This is a genomic window from Nesterenkonia massiliensis (assembly GCF_000455245.1).
GTDB lineage: Bacteria > Actinomycetota > Actinomycetes > Actinomycetales > Micrococcaceae > Nesterenkonia > Nesterenkonia rhizosphaerae.
The window spans coordinates 175,021-190,500 of sequence record NZ_HG005166.1; the positions used below are offsets into that span (position 1 = coordinate 175,021).

General features: G+C 63.5%; 12 protein-coding genes. 10 read left to right on the forward strand and 2 right to left on the reverse strand.

All coding sequences use genetic code 11. The annotated features are described in order from the left end of the window. The first annotated feature begins 116 nt into the window (after nt 1–116). The 5 genes from TX78_RS04000 to TX78_RS04020 all read left to right on the forward strand — a co-directional run bounded on the left by TX78_RS04000 (nt 117) and on the right by TX78_RS04020 (nt 5,356). A complete protein-coding gene (locus TX78_RS04000) occupies nt 117–1,136 on the forward strand; it encodes a DNA-directed RNA polymerase subunit alpha (RefSeq protein WP_044493923.1) in 1,020 nt (339 codons plus the stop codon). 68 nt (nt 1,137–1,204) lie between these two features. After that, nucleotides 1,205–1,774: a 50S ribosomal protein L17 gene (gene rplQ / locus TX78_RS04005; RefSeq protein WP_044493924.1), complete on the forward strand. Its 570-nt coding sequence runs from the start codon at nt 1,205–1,207 to the stop codon at nt 1,772–1,774. 90 nt (nt 1,775–1,864) lie between these two features. Next, nucleotides 1,865–2,743 (forward strand): tRNA pseudouridine(38-40) synthase TruA, encoded by an 879-nt coding sequence (gene truA, locus TX78_RS04010; RefSeq protein WP_044493925.1) that lies wholly within the window; start codon nt 1,865–1,867, stop codon nt 2,741–2,743. A gap of 166 nt (nt 2,744–2,909) precedes the next feature. Further along, nucleotides 2,910–4,364: a sugar porter family MFS transporter gene (locus TX78_RS04015; protein WP_044493927.1), complete on the forward strand. Its 1,455-nt coding sequence runs from the start codon at nt 2,910–2,912 to the stop codon at nt 4,362–4,364. A gap of 341 nt (nt 4,365–4,705) precedes the next feature. Beyond that, on the forward strand, nt 4,706–5,356 hold the full coding sequence (locus tag TX78_RS04020; RefSeq protein WP_233722154.1) for an SDR family oxidoreductase: 651 nt from the start codon (nt 4,706–4,708) through the stop codon (nt 5,354–5,356). Between the two features lie 135 nt (nt 5,357–5,491). Here TX78_RS04020 and TX78_RS04025 read toward each other — a convergent pair whose 3' ends face one another. Further along, entirely contained in the window at nt 5,492–7,417 is a 1,926-nt protein-coding gene (locus TX78_RS04025; RefSeq protein ID WP_044493928.1) for a BglG family transcription antiterminator, read from the reverse strand. A 158-nt stretch (nt 7,418–7,575) separates the two neighbouring features. On the opposite strand from TX78_RS04025, the gene TX78_RS04030 reads away from it, so the two are divergent. The 5 genes from TX78_RS04030 (at nt 7,576) to TX78_RS04050 (ending at nt 13,244) form a co-directional block, all read left to right on the forward strand. Beyond that, a complete protein-coding gene (locus TX78_RS04030; RefSeq protein ID WP_044493929.1) occupies nt 7,576–7,896 on the forward strand; it encodes a PTS sugar transporter subunit IIB in 321 nt (106 codons plus the stop codon). Next, nucleotides 7,893–8,165 carry an HPr family phosphocarrier protein gene (locus TX78_RS04035; protein ID WP_044493930.1) on the forward strand — a complete coding sequence of 91 codons (273 nt, stop codon included), beginning with the start codon at nt 7,893–7,895 and terminating at the stop codon, nt 8,163–8,165. The genes TX78_RS04030 and TX78_RS04035 overlap by 4 nt, the downstream gene beginning before the upstream one ends. Further along, nucleotides 8,165–9,823, forward strand: a complete 1,659-nt coding sequence (ptsP, locus tag TX78_RS04040; RefSeq protein ID WP_044493931.1) for a phosphoenolpyruvate--protein phosphotransferase — start codon at nt 8,165–8,167, stop codon at nt 9,821–9,823. Before TX78_RS04035 ends, ptsP begins: the two co-directional genes overlap by 1 nt. A 97-nt stretch (nt 9,824–9,920) precedes the next feature. Next, nucleotides 9,921–11,912 carry a PTS mannitol transporter subunit IICBA gene (locus tag TX78_RS04045; protein ID WP_324603308.1) on the forward strand — a complete coding sequence of 664 codons (1,992 nt, stop codon included), beginning with the start codon at nt 9,921–9,923 and terminating at the stop codon, nt 11,910–11,912. A 189-nt stretch (nt 11,913–12,101) separates the two neighbouring features. Next, nucleotides 12,102–13,244, forward strand: a complete 1,143-nt coding sequence (locus TX78_RS04050; RefSeq protein WP_044493934.1) for a mannitol-1-phosphate 5-dehydrogenase — start codon at nt 12,102–12,104, stop codon at nt 13,242–13,244. A gap of 213 nt (nt 13,245–13,457) precedes the next feature. On the opposite strand, the gene TX78_RS04055 is transcribed toward TX78_RS04050, so the two are convergent. Further along, nucleotides 13,458–15,473 (reverse strand): PTS fructose transporter subunit IIABC, encoded by a 2,016-nt coding sequence (locus TX78_RS04055; RefSeq protein WP_101750612.1) that lies wholly within the window; start codon nt 15,471–15,473, stop codon nt 13,458–13,460. Nucleotides 15,474–15,480 lie beyond the last annotated feature (7 nt).

Consider the following 15,480-nt stretch of genomic DNA (forward strand, 5'->3'; position numbering starts at 1 on the left):
CCTGATCGTCTAGGGCCCGACGACGGCAGCCGCCTGTGCCGCCGTCGTCGGGCTGAGCATCAATCACTGAACTGAGAATGCGTCATATAGCGGATGCACTCTGAAAGGAACCACCAGTGCTCATTGCACAGCGCCCCACGCTGACTGAAGAAGTCGTCGCTGATAACCGCTCCCGCTTCATCATCGAACCCCTTGAGCCGGGTTTCGGCTACACCCTGGGTAACTCCCTGCGCCGTACCCTGCTCTCCTCGATTCCCGGTGCCGCTGTGACCAGCGTCCGCATCGACGGCGTCCTCCACGAGTTCAGCACTATCGCTGGCGCCAAGGAAGATGTCACCGAGCTGATCCTGAACATCAAGCGTCTCTCAGTGTCTTCCGAGCACGATGAGCCCGTTGTGGCTTACCTGCGCAAGGAAGGCCCCGGCGCCGTCACAGCTGCTGACATCACCCCGCCGGCCGGTGTGGAGTTCCACAACCCCGACCTGCACCTGCTGACCCTCAACGAGGACGGCAAGCTGGACCTGGAGCTGACTGTGGAGCGTGGCCGCGGCTACGTCTCGGCAGCTCTGAACAAGCTCGAGGACGCAGAGATCGGCCGTATCCCGGTCGACTCCATCTACTCCCCGGTGCTGAAGGTCAGCTTCAAGGTGGAGGCCACCCGTGTGGAGCAGCGCACCGACTTCGACAAGCTCACCATCGATGTGGAGACCAAGCCTTCTATGGCTCCGCGCGATGCGCTGGCCTCGGCAGGCACCACCCTGGTGGAGCTGTTCACCCTGGCCCGCGAGCTGAACTTCTCGGCTGAGGGCATCGAGATCGGCCCGTCCCCATCGGATGCCGCACTGGCAGCCGATATGGCACTGCCGATCGAGGACCTCGAGCTGACGGTGCGGTCCTACAACTGCCTCAAGCGCGAGGGCATCCACACCATCGGTGAGCTCACCGCTCGCTCCGAGGCCGACCTGATGGACATCCGCAACTTCGGTGCCAAGTCCATCGACGAGGTCAAGGAGAAGCTGGCCGAGTACAACCTCCAGCTGAAGGACTCCCCGGAGGGCTTCGACCCCACGGCAGCTCGCTTCGCCGCTGAGCAGGACGAGTACGACGACGACGCAGACGCTCAGTTCTCCAACTGAGTCCGGCCCGTCATTTAAGACATTCGTGCTCGCCGCAGGTGAGCGCTTCATTCAAGGAGTAAGACACAATGCCTACCCCCACTAAGGGACCGCGTCTGGGCGGAGGCCCGGCGCACGAGAAGATCATGCTGGCGAACCTCTCCGCTCAGCTGTTCGAGCACCGCTCGATCACCACTACTCTGACCAAGGCCAAGCGCCTTCGTCCCTACGCTGAGCGTCTCATCACGCTGGCGAAGAAGGGCGATCTCGCAGCACGCCGCAAGGTTGTGGGCCTGATCAGCGCCAAGAACGCCACCAACCAGAGCATCGTTCACGAGCTCTTCACCGTGATCGCACCGGCTATGGCCGAGCGCGAGGGCGGCTACACCCGCATCACCAAGATTGGCAACCGTAAGGGCGACAACGCTCCTATGGCCGTCATCGAACTGGTGATGGAGCCTGTTTCCCCGAAGCAGAAGGTTGTGGCTGACGCTGAGCGTGCCACCGCTGCCGCTGCTCCTGTGGAGGAGCCGGAGGTCGAGGAGACTGAGGTGGAGACCGCTGAGGTGTCCGACGAGGCTGCTGCTGAAGCACCTGCCGACACTGAGGTGGATGCAACCGCCGCTGAGGCTGCTGCTGAGGAGTCCGAGGACAAGTAAGTCCTTGACTCTCTGACACACCACTGACTGAGCCCCCGTTCTCTGCAGAGCGGGGGCTCAGTCGTGTCTTCACCGAAGTAGGCTAGTTTCATGCCCAGAATCCGACTCGACCTCGCCTATGACGGTAACGCGTATAAGGGCTGGGCTGCTCAGCCAGGGCTGCAGACGGTAGAAGGCGCCCTGCATGAGGCGCTGGCAACAATTCTGCGACGCGAAGTCCGGGTGACTGTCGCTGGACGCACCGATGCCGGTGTGCACGCCCGAGGTCAAGTCGTGCACCTGGACCTCGGTGACGATGAATGGCAAGGATTAGCCCGCGGCAGAGACCTGCTGCCCCACGAGGCCATGCTGCGCCGGCTCAGCGGCGTGCTGAACCGCCAGCAGGGCGCCGTGGTGCTGAAGAGCGTCTCAGCTGTCCCTGAGACCTTCGACGCTCGATTCTCCGCGCTGAGCCGCAGCTACAGCTACCGGATAGCGGACCGTCGCGAGCTATGGGACCCGTTGCGGCGTCATGACACCGCCTGGATCCGCGGTGCGGTTGACGCGCGCCTCATGGACGCTGAAGCCACCGCTGTGCTGGGGCTGCATGACTTTGGAAGTTTCTGCCGTCCACGAGAGCACTCCACCACTATTCGTGAGCTTCAGGCGTTCACCATCCGCCGCGGTGCCGATGGCATCATCACCGCAACGCTGACTGCCGACGCCTTCTGCCACCATATGGTTCGCGCCCTCATCGGAGGCTGCCTGGATGTGGGAGAAAGACGCCGCGCACCAGGCTGGCTGTTCAGCCGCCTGCAGGAACCCAGTTGGGACCAGCGAGTACGACTGGCTCCACCCCAAGGGTTAGTTCTTGAGTCTGTGGCTTACCCGCGGGAGGATCAGCTGGCTCAGCGTGCCGAACAGACGCGTGCCCTGCGGCCGGTGCACACGGGCACCGCTGAAAGTGCAGTCAACGACGACGCAGAATGAGGCATGTCGGCCGGACCGCGCCCTGTGAAATGATTTAGATCTCACCCTCAAACTAAAGTTGCGCAGTGCACACGGACAGCGTATACTCTCCGGGGATCGGCCGGGCTTGACCGGCCAGTCGCATTTTTGCGGCACGTACTGTACGTCGTTGAGAAGGAACTCAAAGATGAGCACTGAATCACGCAGCGAGGACTCCTCTGTGGGAGCGGTTGCTTGGGTAGTATTGGTAGCCGCCTTCGGCGGTTTCCTCTTCGGCTTCGATACCGCTGTGATCAACGGCGCCGTCGGCCCCATCCGTGAGGCTTTTGACCTCTCCGCGCTGATGAGCGGTTTCACTGTCTCCACTGCCCTGCTGGGCTGTGTGGTCGGTGCCTTCACCGGCGGTAACTTAGCTGACCGGGTCGGACGCCAGAAGGCGATGCTGATCGCGGCGGGACTCTTCCTGGCCTCTGCGATCGGCTCCGGGCTGGTTTTCGGTGTGTATGACCTCATCTTCTGGCGAATCATCGGTGGTATCGGCGTGGGTATGGCCTCGGTCATCGCCCCGGCCTACATTGCCGAGGTCTCGCCGGCCAACTGGCGCGGCCGTCTGGGCTCGCTGTTTCAGCTGGCCATTGTGATCGGTATTTTCATGGCTGCGGTCTCCAATGCGCTCTTCGCCAACCTGGCCGGTGGCGCGGAACTTCCGCTGTGGCTGGGCCTGGACGCTTGGCGCTGGATGTTCATCTCCGAAGCTGTACCGGCTTTGATCTACGGCCTGCTGGCGCTGTCGATCCCGGAGTCTCCGCGGTACCTGGTCTCGCGTGGGCGCGACGCCGCAGCCCGCGAGGTGCTCACCGACATCGTCGGTATCAAGGGCGAGTCAAACCTGACCGCCAAGATTGATGACATCCGCCGCACCATCAACCTCGAGGCTCGTCAGAAGCTGCGCGATCTCTTCGTGGGCGGCAAGGTCATGCCCATCGTCTGGGTGGGCATCGGACTGGCCGTATTCCAGCAGTTCGTGGGCATCAACGTCATCTTCTACTACTCCACCACCCTGTGGCAGGCCGTGGGCATTCAGGAAGACCAGGCCATGCTGGTTCAGGTCATCACCACGAGCCTGAACATCCTGGCCACCATCGTGGGCATCCTGATCGTGGATAAGGTCGGGCGCCGGATCCCGCTGGCAGTCGGCTCCGCAGGTATGGCGCTGGGCCTGGGGATGATGGCAGTGGCCTTCTCCCAGGCGGTATCGGAAGAGCTCGCCAACGAGTTCGGCGAGCTGGAGACCGTGGTCTCCCTGCCGGAGCCCTGGGGCATCATCGCCCTTGTCTCCGCCAATGTCTTTGTGATCTTCTTCGGCGCCACCTGGGGTCCGTTCATGTGGCTGATGCTGGGTGAGATGTTCCCCAACCGGATTCGCGCCGTCGCACTGGGCGTGGCCTCGGCCTTCAACTGGGGTTCGAACTTCCTGATCTCCAGCCTCTTCCCGCAGATGGCAGAGCTGTCCCTGGTCTTCGCCTACGGCTTCTACGCCGGCTCCGCTTTGCTGAGCCTGTTCTTCGTGCTCAAGTGGGTTCCGGAGACTAAGGGCCGGGAGATCGAGGATATGAATGAGAGCGCCTATATCCGCGCCTGATTCTTCGGTGATCCCAGTTTTACCCGCCCTTCGGGGTTTTACCGCCCCGTATACCCCACGGTAAAACCCCGAAGCCCTGGTAAAGCGAACTGTGTGTCACAGACCCTTACCGGACGAGCCATGACAAGAGCCTGCTCGAAGCCGTTCTTCGGCAGATCCTCAGGAGTAGGTTTGCCAGTGGACACTCCATACGGAGAAAGGGCGGATCATGGCTCGATTTACTGACCGCGTAACCCTTATCACTGGCGCTGGCTCTGGACTGGGACGCCAGAGAGCTATCCAGGAGGCCAAGGAGGGTGCTCGGCTGGCACTTGTGGACCTTTTCAGAAGAGGGTCTGGAAGTGACCAAGGCGGAAGTTCTGGAGCACGCTCCTGAGGCGCAGATCCTTCTGGCAACAGCAGATGTCGCGCAGCAAAGCGATACCCAGGCATACGTCAAAGCCACCATGGACGCCTACGGACGCCTTGACGGCTTCTTCAACAACGCCGGCATCGAGGGACGCCAGAACCTGACCGCGAATTTCACGGCTGAAGAGTTCGACCGCGTGGTGAGCATTAATCTGCGCGGCGTATTCCTCGGGATGGAAGCGGTGCTGGCCATCATGCGCGAACAGGGCTCGGGATACATTGTGAATACCGCCTCGGTGGGCGGCATCCGCGGCGTGGGCCACCAGTCGGGCTACGCAGCCAGCAAGCATGGCGTCGTCGGGCTGACCCGCAACTCTGCAGTGGAGTACGGCCAGTACGGCATCAGAATCAATGCCATTGCCCCCGGGGCCATCTGGACAGCCATGGTGGAAGGCTCAATGAAGCAGATTGACCCGGAGGACCCGCGAGGCGCCGCTGAAGAGTTCATTCAGGCCAACCCGACTAAGCGCTACGGTGAAGCCTACGAAGTCGCTTCAGCAGTGGCCTTCCTGCTCTGCGATGATGCACGTTACATCAACGCTGCCGTGATCCCCATCGACGGCGGCCAGTCGGCCAAGTACTAGTGGTCTAGGCACGCTGAGCAGCGGCACTTAGCTCTTGAGCCGTGTCGACCCCCAAGCCGGCCCCCATAAAAACCGGTCCACGGCCCCTCCGTTGCCTGACACCGCATAGATCGGGCGACGGCGGGGCCGGGCCGGTCAGCCGTCGATCACGGCGGCCAGCTCATCGAGGAACCCGGCGAAATCGGTGCCGCGACGCAGAATTCGCTGGACGCTCTCATGCTCACTGAAGACTTCTACGAGCTGCTCGAAGATCGTCTGGAAGGCTTCCCGGTCTTCCTCGCTGAAGGCCACCAGCGCCACAATCTGGACCCTTCCGCCACCCCAGCGCACCGACCCATCAGCAATTCCAATGGACAGTGCAGTGCGGCCCGCCGTCATCTTCAGCGCATGCGGTACTGCCAGCGTTTCGGTAAAAGCGGTGGAGGAGAGCCGCTCGCGCTCCAACGCCCGCTGCACGTAGTCCTGGTCAATCACGCCCTGAGCCACAAGCGGTTCGCCCAGCCGACGGATGGCTTCCTCCTCATCGGCGGCCACCAGGGGACGCACAAAGGCTTCGGGGCTCAGATAATGTTCCAGCTCGGCGCGCAGCCGTGCCAGCCGCAGGCTGCGTCGTCGTCGCGAGACTGCTGCGGAGATCCGTTCGGTGTCCGCCTCGGTGAGAAAGGGCGGCAGCAGCACGGTGCGCTCGTCGGGCACCTGAGGCTCAATAGTGGTCAGCACCAGATCCGTGGTGATTGATGACCAGTCCGGGTCCATATTGGTCTCTACCGCCACCACCTCCACTGAGGCTCCCAGTGAACGGTCAATGCGCGAACGCAGCAGTTCATGCAGCTCGTAGTAGCCGGGGCAGACAATAGTGGCCGTGAGGACGGCCTCGGCCCGTCGGCTGCGTTCTAGGCGGCCGCCCACATGCATGGCGATATAGGCGATTTCATCATCGCCTAAGGACATATCGAGCTCCTGGCTGATGTCATTAGCAATGGAGACTGCCACCTGAAACACCATGGGGTAGGTGGATTTCAGTGACCGGGTCAGCGGGTTCCTTGACCAGGCCTGTTCCCGAGCTCGAAGCACAAGATTCTGCACGTGCAGGCTCAGCCGCTGGATGAAGTCACCGTGCAGGATGTCCACCAGGTACTCCTGGGCGGCATGGGCGACGGCGCGGCTGACCACCTGCTCGATCTGCGGGTCCAGAGCAACCGGGGTGCGGTCACTGCTCTTCGGTGCCACGGCACGGGTCAGCACCAGAGAGACCAGGTGGTGCAAGTCGCCGCGCCCCATCGTCACCCCCAGGTACTGACGGCTCAATGAGTCCAAGAGATCAGCGACCTGCTGCTGGTGGGGTTCCAGATCCACAGCCGAAATCTCCAGGGCGCGGCCGTGGGCCACCCTGTCGGCGGCAATGGCGACATGCAGCAGCACATCGGCAGCAGCCAGCTCGTTGACGTAATAGCCCTGTTCCACCAGCCCGGCGGTCAGCTCGCGGCGGAACGGTGCAAAGGCGGCCCTATCGGCAGCAATGCCCGCGGAGCGTCGCAATTGGTCGACGTCGAAGGAACCCTGGGTCATCTCCTCATGGGCGAGCTTGGAGACCAGCCGGCGCTGAGCGAGCTCGGTGCCCACCAGCATCACGCGGGGGCCGGAGCGTTCAAGGGACAACCCGGTGCCTTCCAGCAGTTCACGCACCCGGGCCAGATCGGCGTCTACCGTAGCTTCACTGACGTGCAGACGTTCTGCTGTGCGGTGCACATCCACCCCGGAATCAGCTTCCAGCAGCTCTCTCACTAAGGTATGGACCCGGTCCCGGGGACCGGCATTATTCGGTGTCGGCTTGCTACCAGTACGACGCAGCGCGCCCAGTACAGCGCGATTCGCGCGATACCCCGCGGGCCCGGACTCAACAGCGGGGGATTCAGCGCTGCGCGCATTCAGCGCAGAGATATAGGACCGCACGCTGCGAGGCGTGACGCCCAACAGGTCTGCCAGTGAGGCTGCCGTGATCCAACGGTCATCGCGCAGCAGCAGATCGACCAGCTGATCCTGGCGTCTGCTCAGCCCCATGGGGCCTCCTTCCACGTGACCAGCCGGAACTCTCTTGGGCCCAACAATAGTGGAGGCTTCAGCAACTTTCCGCAGGGGAGGAAAGAAATATCCCCCACAGACCGTAGCGGTGTGGGGCGAGTCACTGGAGAATCTATGGGAAAGGAGAAGGCAGATCAATGAAGATCCTCGTGATGTGCGGTGCTGGTGCCTCCAGCACTTTTGTCGCCCAGCGGCTCAACCGAGCGCTGGCCGATGCCGGTATGCCGCACACGGCCTGGGCCGGAAGTCAGTCCTCGCTGCTGCACGATATCGACACCGCGGACATGGTCCTGCTGGGACCCCACCTGGCTGACACCATCGAGGAGATCCGTAGCCTCACCGCGCCCCAAGGAGCGCCGGTGCAGCTTCTGCCTGAAGACATCAATTCAGACCTCGACGGAACACGTGCCCTGGCGCTGGTCCGTCAGGCTCTTACGACGAAAGCGAACCCCTCATGAGCGCAACCCGCACTGTCACTGTCGGCTCCTCCAACGGCCTGCACGCCCGCCCCGCGAAGCTCTTTGTGGAAGCCGCCCAGAACGCCGGCGTTCCGGTGACCATCACCAAGGGCGAGAAGAGTGTCAACGCTGCTTCCATCCTGGGCGTGATGTCCCTGGGCGTTGAGCATGGTGATGAGGTTGTTCTCACCGTGGAGGCCGAGAACGCCGAGCAGACTCTGGACACCCTGGCTGAGCTGCTGACCACCAACCACGACGAGGCCAACTGATGCCTGAGAGCCTCACCGGCACAGGCATCGGCCAAGGTGTTGCCTATGGCCCGGTGGCGCGGATGGCGCCGCCGCCAGCGCCCCCGGCTGATACTGACAGCCAGCTGAAGCCCGAGCAGGAGTCCGCCCGGGTCAAGGAAGCCATCCAGGCGGTCTCTGCTGAGCTTGCCAGCCGCGGGGAGACCGCCGGCGGACAGGCGCAGGAGGTTCTCGAGGCTCAGGTCATGATGGCCCAGGACCCCACGCTGCTGGAGGCAGTTGAACAGCGCGTCCAGGCCGGCAAGACCGGCGAATTCGCCGTCCACGCCGCCTTCGCCGAGTTCCAGGAGACCCTGCAGACCCTCGGCGGATACCTCGGCGAACGCGCCGCGGACCTCGCCGACGTCGCCCTGCGGGTCATTGCGCATCTGCGCGGTGAGCCGGCACCCGGTGTACCTGATCCCGGTCACCCCTTCGTACTGGTGGCTCAGGACCTGGCTCCGGCTGATACCGCGCTGCTGGATCTGGACAAAGTGCAGGCGCTGGTCACTATCGAAGGTGGACCGACCTCTCACACGGCCATCTTGGCCCGTGGTAAGGGAATCACTGCCGTCGTCGGTGTTAAGGACGCCGCCCAACTCAGTGATGGCCAGCAGGTGATCGTCGACGCCGCAGCCTCAGCCATCATCACTGAGCCCTCCCAGGAGCAGATCGATGACGTGACTCGGCGCATCGAGGAGCGTGCCGCCGCAGCGGCCGCCCCGCTGACCCCCGGGGCCCTGGCCGATGGCACCGAGGTGCCGCTGCTGGCCAATCTGGGCAGTCCAGAGGCTGCCCAGGAAGCAGTGGACCTAGGTGCTGAGGGTGTGGGGCTGTTCCGTACCGAGTTCCTCTTCCTCTCTTCAGATAAGGCCCCCAGCGTTGCTGAGCAGCGCGAGTCCTACATCAAGCTGCTCCAGGCCTTCCCCGGCAAGAAGGTCGTGGTCCGGGCACTCGACGCCGGTGCTGATAAGCCCCTGCCCTTCCTCAACGACGCCGAGGAGGAGAACCCCGCTCTCGGGCTGCGCGGACTTCGCGCCCTGCTGGCCAATGAGGAGATCCTGCGCGATCAGTTGACTGCCCTAGCTGAGGCTGAGGCTGCCACCGAGGCCGATCTCTGGGTGATGGCCCCCATGGTCTCCACTGTGGAAGAGGCAGAGACCTTCACCAAATTCGCCACCCAGCACGGGCTGAAAACCGCTGGTGTGATGATCGAGGTGCCCTCCTCCGCGCTGCTGGCTGACAAGATCCTGCCGGTGACCGGATTCGCCTCCATCGGTACCAATGACCTGACGCAGTACACCATGGCAGCTGACCGCCTGCTGGGTTCGGTCGCAGGGTTGCAGGATCCTTGGCACCCGGCCGTGCTGCGACTGATCCGCGAGGTCGGCGCAGCCGGAGACCACACCGGCAAACCGGTGGGTGTCTGCGGCGAAGCCGCCGCGGACCCGCTGCTGGCAGTGGTCCTGATAGGACTCGGCGTCAACACACTTTCCATGGCACCGGCTGCCCTGGCTGATGTGCGCTTGGAGCTCTCCAGGCACACCAAGGACCAGGCCGAGGCCATCGCCCAGGCCGCACTCGCCGCCTCCACCGCAGCAGATGCGCGCCAAGCGGCCCTCGACGTCGCCGCTCGCTGAAACAGCGGTATGCAACACCCCATCACCCACCTCAAAGATGAGAAAGGCGCACGCTATGACAGCGTCTGCTGAAAAAACACAACCCGGCAGTGTCAGGGTGGCCGTACAGAAGTTCGGCTCATTCCTCTCGGGAATGATCATGCCGGTCATTCCGGCCCTGATCGCTTGGGGAATCATCACCGCGATCGTCGTCAACATCGAGCAGTTCTCCGATGGCTGGGCAGTTGCTGATGCGCTCTCCACCATCGTCGGTCCGATGATCCACTACCTGCTGCCGGTGCTGATCGCGGTGCAGGGTGGCAAGATGATCTACGAGATGCGCGGCGCCGTCGTTGGTGCTGTGGCAACTTTCGGTGTCATCGCCGGTTCGGACTTCCTGATCGCGGAGTTCAACGCCGCGCTTCCGGAGGGTCAGGATCCGCTGGCCGAGGTTCACATGTTCATCGGCGCGATGATCATGGGCCCGTTGGCGGCATGGCTGATGAAGAAGGCTGACGGCCTCTGGGAAGGCAAGATCAAGGCCGGCTTCGAGATGCTGGTCAACATGTTCTCCGCCGGCATCCTCGGCTTCCTGATGGCAGTCGTCGGCTTCTTCGGCCTGGCTCCGGTCATCAACTGGTTCATGGACGTTCTCGGTTCTGCTGTGAGCTTCCTTGTGGAGAACCAGCTGCTGCCGCTGACCTCGCTGATCATCGAGCCGGCCAAGGTCTTCTTCCTCAACAACGCCATCAACCACGGCGTGCTGACTCCGCTGGGCGTCACCGAATCAGCAGGCGAGGCCGGCAAGTCCATCCTCTTCCTGCTCGAGGCCAACCCCGGCCCGGGTGCCGGTGTCCTGCTGGCCTTCACCATCTTCGGTGTGGGTGCGGCACGCGCCACCGCCCCCGGTGCATTGCTGATCCACTTCGTCGGCGGTATTCACGAGGTCTACTTCCCCTACGTGCTGATGAAGCCGACTCTGCTGCTGGCAGTGGTCGCAGGCGGTGCCACCGGTGTGACCACCAATATGCTCTTCGACTCGGGTCTTGTGTACCCTGCCGCCCCGGGCTCCATCATCGCGGTCATGTTCGCCACTGCCGCAGACAGCTACCTCGGCGTGATCCTCTCGGTGATCCTCTCCACTGCTGTCAGCTTCGCAGTAGCTGCAGTCATCCTGCTGGCCGACCGGCGCCGTAATGTCGGCGGCGACGACGAGTTCTCCTCCGCTGTGGCAAAGACTGCCGCCGCTAAGGGCAAGTCATCCTCGCACCTGGACAACCTCGCCGGTGCCGCTGCCGTCCCGGCATCGTCAACTGAGCAGATCCGCACCGTGTACTTCGCCTGCGACGCAGGCATGGGTTCCTCCGCGATGGGCGCCTCGGTGCTGCGCAAGAAGTTCCAGGGCGCGGGCATCGAGAATGTCAGTGTCACCAATAAAGCCATCGCTGGGCTGCCCGGCGACGCCGACCTGGTCATCACCCAGCAGAACCTCACCGACCGTGCCCGGGTGAAGGAGCCGAATGCGATCCACGTGTCCGTGGACAACTTCATGAACGCTCCCGAGTACGACGACGTCGTGGAACTGGTGAAGAACAGCGGCGCCTCCGGTGAGACCGCCGCGGCTGACCCGATCTCCGCACCTGCTGGCTCCGGTGGGACCGCCACTGCGGTCAAAAGCGGAATCCTGACCCTGGAGCAGATTCGCATCCACTCCGGTGCAGCGACCCAGGACCAGGCATTGCAGGAAGCAGCAGACATCCTGGAATCCGCTGGTGCGGTGACCAGCGACTACCTGCAGGCGATGCGTGACCGTGAGGCCACCGTCTCCACCTTCATGGGCAGCGAACTGGCCATCCCACACGGCACCAATGCGGCCAAGGCAGCGATCAAGGCCTCGGCGCTGTCGGTGGTCCGCTACGACGGCGGCGTGGACTGGTCAGGAGATCACACCACATTCGTCATCGGTATCGCCGGTGTAGGCGATGAACACCTGGAGATCCTGTCTCGGATCGCCACGCTCTTCGCTGACGAAACAGAGGTCGCCAAGCTGAAGGCAGCCTCCACCGAGCAGGAGATCCTGGATCTGCTCTCGGCTGTGAACGAAGGCTGAAGCTGGAACAGGCCGGCCCACCGGCGCTGGTCTAGCCACTGAACCGAATCATCTGAAAGCGTGAGGGTGCGCGGACTGAGACCATCAGTCGGCGCACCCTCACGCCGTTATTAGACATCCATGCATGACCGGGCAGCCGGATCCTGACAACGGATCCGCCCGGACACACTCCTGGGGAGGAGATCAGATATGAAGGCTGTTCATTTCGGAGCAGGCAATATCGGCCGCGGTTTCGTGGGGCTGCTGCTGCATGAGGGCGGCTACGAGGTGGTGTTCTCCGATGTGGCCGCACCCTTGGTAGAGGCTCTCACCGCGGCTGACTCCTATCTGGTGCACGAGGTCGGCACCGGCGGAGAAGACAAGACCGTGACCGGCTTCCGCGCAGTCAACAGCGCCGAGAACGCCTCGGCAGTGGCCGAAGAAGTCGCAACCGCTGACGTGGTGACCACCGCAGTGGGGCCGACCATCTTGAAGTTCATTGCCCCGCATATTGTGGCCGGCCTGCGCCAGCGCCCAGCCGATGCGCAGAAACTGCAGGTCATGGCCTGCGAGAACGCTATCGGCGCCACGGACACTCTGCGTCAGGCTATGCAGGAGCTGGCCGGTGAGGGCTGGGACGAACTGGCCGCCAAAGCAGTGTTCGCCAATACCGCGGTGGACCGAATCGTCCCGGGCCAGCCAGCAGATGGCGGCATCGATGTCACCGTGGAGCCCTTCTACGAATGGGCTATCGAGAAGGGACCTTTCGGGGAGAATCTGCCCAATATCCCCGGTGCCCACTTCGTCGATGAACTGGGGCCCTATATTGAACGCAAGCTCTTCACCGTCAACACCGGCCACGCCACGGCCGCGTACCTGGGGACAGCGGCAGGTCTGGAGAAGATCGCCGATGCCCTGGCTGATGAGCACGTGGCCGCAGGAGTCACCGCCGCTCTGGAGGAGACCTCTGCGCTTCTGGTGGCCAAGCATGGCTTTTCCCCTGATCAGATGCAGTCCTACCGGAACACCATCCTTGACCGCTTCCGCAATCCGGCGCTGCCTGACACCGTGGACCGGGTGGGCCGCCAGCCGCTGCGTAAGCTCTCCCGTCATGAACGGCTGATCGGCCCTGCGGCCGAGGCCGCCGAACGGGGACTGCCGGTTCAGGGACTGCTGGGCGCCATCGAAGCCGCACTGGCCTTCGACGTTGCCGCAGACGAACAAGCTGTGGAGATGAAGAAGCTCCTGGGCCAACTCAACGCTGAGGCCTTTACCGAGAAGGTGACGGGCCTGACCTCTGCCCACCCGCTCTTTACGGCAGTGGTGGAACGGGTGGCAGCAGCCCAGCGCTGAGCTGTCCGCACTGGCAGACGACGACGGCGGCGGCGCCCCCACCACGTTCGGTCACGCAGTTTGACCTTACTTTCGGTCCTCGCGGGGGTAAATCCGGTGAAACCGACGTCATATTGCGTGAGCGAATAAGAGCATAGAACGACGGCGGCCCCTCGGTCTTGGATTCTGCAGAATCCTGGGAGACCGGGGAGCCGCCGTCGTTGTTAGTGGTGTTCAGGCCGCGGCAGGTGCCTTGCGAGTCCAGCGCTTCAGTGCGATCACGCTGAGCGCGGTCAGTGCGGCACCTGCCAGCACAGCCAGCAGGAACAGCAGGAAGCTCTCGATGGCGAAGGCCACAAACACACCACCATGCGGTGCATAAGACGTCACACCGAAGACCATGGTCAGGGCGCCAGTGACAGCGCCGCCCAGCATCGAGGCCGGCAGCACGCGCAGCGGATCTGACGCCGCAAAAGGAATGGCACCTTCAGAGATGAAGGCCGCACCCAGCAGGACTGCAGTCTTGCCGTTCTCCCGCTCAGCGACGGTAAAGAGCTTGCGGTCCAGGAAGGTCGCCAGGGCCAGACCCAGCGGAGGCACCATGCCTGCGGCCATCACGGTGGCCATGATCATCAGCGGGGCTTCGCTGCCAGCAGCCACTGCTCCGGAGACACCGGCTACGGCAAAGGAATAGGCCACCTTATTGACCGGTCCGCCGAGGTCGAAGCACATCATCAGGCCGAGGATGACGCCCAGCAGGGCCGCGGCCGAACCCGTCATGGACTCCAGCCAGCCCTCTAGCGAAGCCGTCAGTGCGGCGATGGGGCCGCCCAGCACCAACAACATCAGCCCGGCGGCAACGATGGTGGCCACCAACGGAATGATCACCACCGGCATCAGTCCCGCCAACCAGCGCGGCACATCCAAGCGCCGGAACCAATAGGCGACTGCACCGGCCAGCACGCCACCAACGATGCCGCCGATGAATCCGGCATCCATGGAAAGAGCCACAGCACCGGCAGTGAAGCCCGGTGCGATACCAGGGCGGTCGGCCATTCCGTAGGCGATATAGCCCGCCAGCGCCGGCACGAGGAACCCCATGGCGGCACTGCCCATGGTGAAGAACACCGAACCCAGATAACCGCCGAGCGCACCCCAACCATGGAAGTCGGCGGGAAGCTCTGCTGCGGTGGGCAGATTCCACAGGGAGTGGTTGAAGGCGATATCCGAGGCCACATCGGTGATGTTGTAGCCGCCGAGCAGGAACCCCAGTGCGATGAGCAGACCACCGGCTGCAACGAAAGGAATCATGTAGCTCACACCGGTCATCAGCACACGCTGGACGCTGCGACCAAAGCTCTCCCGGCCATGCTCGCCCGTGGCAGCCTCGTCCTCGCTCTCGGAGCTGACAACTGCCGCATTGGGATCCTGGGCCGCGCGCAGTGCATCATCGAGCAGGGCACCGGGATCATCGATGCCGCGCTTGACTCGGGCCGCCACCACTGGCTTGCCTGCGAAACGGCTCTTATCCCGTACGTCGACATCCACGGCGAAGATCACCGCCTCCGCGTCCGCAATAGCCGAGGCGGGAAGCGGCGTCGAACCCGCTGATCCCTGCGTTTCCACATGCAGGTCGATGCCGCGTGCCTGTGCTGCCTGCTTGAGTGCATCGGCAGCCATATAAGTGTGGGCAATACCCGTGGGGCAGGCGGTCACCGCCACCAAACGGCGCACCGGCTCACCGGCCTCAGCGGTGGGCTCCTGGGCGGTGGGCTCTTCGGCGGACGGCTGTTCTTCGGTGGGTGCCACCGCAGAGTCGATCAGCGCCACCACCTCAGAGGCGCTGCCGGCACTGCGCAGTGCGGTGACGAATTCATCCTGCATCAGGCCAGTGGCCAGCGCGGAGAGAATCTTCAGATGGTCTTGACTGGCCGTTTCAGGAACGGCGATGAGGAACACCAGATCGGCAGGGCCGTCGAAGGAGCCGAAGTCCACGGCGGTGCCCAGGCGGGCGAAGGCCAGGGTCGGCTCGGAGACCGCGGAGGTCCGGCAGTGCGGAATGGCGAAGCCCCCGGGCATGCCCGTGGCTGACTGCTCCTCACGCGCCCAGGCGCTGGTGATCAGCGGCTCGGCGTCGGAGGCTCTGCCTGCAGTGACGATCTGGCCGGCCAGCTGCTCGATCACCTCGCGCGGTTGCGTCGCGGTAATCCTGTCCAGGCTGACCAGCTCTTCGGTGATGATGGCCATGATGTGTGTC

Excerpts from the sequence above, each read along its gene's own strand:
- ptsP (WP_044493931.1), top strand. The coding sequence starts at position 8,165 with ATGCCTGAGAGCCTCACCGGCACAGGCATCGGCCAAGGTGTTGCCTAT.
- TX78_RS04050 (WP_044493934.1), top strand. The coding sequence starts at position 12,102 with ATGAAGGCTGTTCATTTCGGAGCAGGCAATATCGGCCGCGGTTTCGTG.
- TX78_RS04035 (WP_044493930.1), top strand. The coding sequence starts at position 7,893 with ATGAGCGCAACCCGCACTGTCACTGTCGGCTCCTCCAACGGCCTGCAC.
- TX78_RS04015 (WP_044493927.1), top strand. The coding sequence starts at position 2,910 with ATGAGCACTGAATCACGCAGCGAGGACTCCTCTGTGGGAGCGGTTGCT.
- rplQ (WP_044493924.1), top strand. The coding sequence starts at position 1,205 with ATGCCTACCCCCACTAAGGGACCGCGTCTGGGCGGAGGCCCGGCGCAC.
- TX78_RS04030 (WP_044493929.1), top strand. The coding sequence starts at position 7,576 with ATGAAGATCCTCGTGATGTGCGGTGCTGGTGCCTCCAGCACTTTTGTC.
- TX78_RS04025 (WP_044493928.1), bottom strand. The coding sequence starts at position 7,417 with ATGGGGCTGAGCAGACGCCAGGATCAGCTGGTCGATCTGCTGCTGCGC.
- truA (WP_044493925.1), top strand. The coding sequence starts at position 1,865 with ATGCCCAGAATCCGACTCGACCTCGCCTATGACGGTAACGCGTATAAG.